Genomic DNA, 1205 nt, shown 5'->3' with positions numbered 1-1205 from the left:
TGGGCTGACCCCGTTTCGTAGGTCCAGTCGTTATGAGAGTCGTCCTGTTGCCCGCGGTCGCGGGCAGGGAGACTGGTCAGATCATGACGAACAGCAGGAAGCGTCACACCCCCGAGCAGGTCGTCCGTAAGCTCGGGCAGGCCGACAGGATGCTCGCCGATGGTCAGGACGTCGCGGCGGTGTGCCGGGAGCTCGGGGTGTCCGAGCAGACGTACTACCGGTGGCGGAACCAGTACGGCGGCCTCAAGGCCGACGACGCAAAGCGCCTGAAGGAGCTGGAGAAGCAGAACGCGACCCTGAAGCGTCTGCTCGCGGAAGCGGAGCTGGAGAAGGCCGCGCTCAAGGAGCTGGCTGAGGGAAACTTCTAAGCCCGGACAGGCGCCGCGCCGCCGTCGATCACCTCAAGGGCAAGTTGCGGGTGAGCGAACGGATGGCGTGCCGTCTGGTCGGGCTGAGCCGCTCCGCGTACCGGCGACCGCTCAAGGGCGACACGGTCGCGGACCCGGATCGGGCGCTCAGGGAGTGGCTGCGCGCCTGGGCGAAGGACCATCCCCGCTACGGGTATCGGCGGGCGTATCACGACGCCCGCGCCGAGGGGTGGGTGGTGAACCACAAGAAGATCCAACGCCTGTGGCGTGACGAAGGGCTCCGGGTCCCGCAGCGGCGTCGACGCAAGCGCGTCGGGTCCTCGACCGTCGACGCGCCGACGGCGGACGCGCCGAACGTGGTGTGGGCGGTGGACTTCCAGTTCGACGTCGACGAGCACGGACGGCCGATCAAGATCTGCTCGATCGTCGACGAACACACCCGGGAGTGCATCGGCGGGCTCGTGGAGCGCTCGATTACCGCCGACCGACTCACCGCCCACCTCGAGGACCTCGTCGCCGCCCGGGGCGCCCCGGCGGTGCTCAGGTCGGACAACGGGCCGGAGTTCATCAGCGAGGCGATGGCCGACTGGGCCGGCACCCGCACCGGCCTGTCCTACATCCCTCCGGGCTCGCCGTGGCGCAACGGGTACGTCGAGTCGTTCAACAGCCGGATCCGCGACGAGTGCCTCAACATCAACAGCTTCTACTCGCTGCTGCACGCACAGGTCATCATCGGCGACTGGAAGGACGAGTACAACCACCACCGCCGGCACTCCTCGCTCGGCTACCTAACCCCAGCCGAGTACGCTCGGCAGTGCACCCATCAAATGGAAACCG

At 67.8% G+C, this 1205-nt stretch carries 1 protein-coding gene; it reads left to right on the top strand.

Annotated features, from left to right (window positions below):
• Positions 1 to 83: 83 nt before the first annotated feature.
• A protein-coding gene (locus NR073_RS11000; protein WP_256748834.1) for an IS3 family transposase occupies positions 84 to 1205 on the top strand; the annotation gives its coding sequence in 2 pieces (ribosomal slippage) (positions 84 to 354 and positions 354 to 1205; 1123 coding nt annotated over the 2 pieces). This gene is flagged as partial in the annotation.

Source organism: Micrococcus sp. Mcc28, from assembly GCF_024519775.1.
GTDB classification, from domain to species: Bacteria; Actinomycetota; Actinomycetes; order Actinomycetales; family Micrococcaceae; genus Micrococcus; species Micrococcus luteus.
The sequence above is the reverse complement of the archived record's forward strand: the minus strand, read 5'-3'. Positions and strand labels throughout refer to the sequence as shown.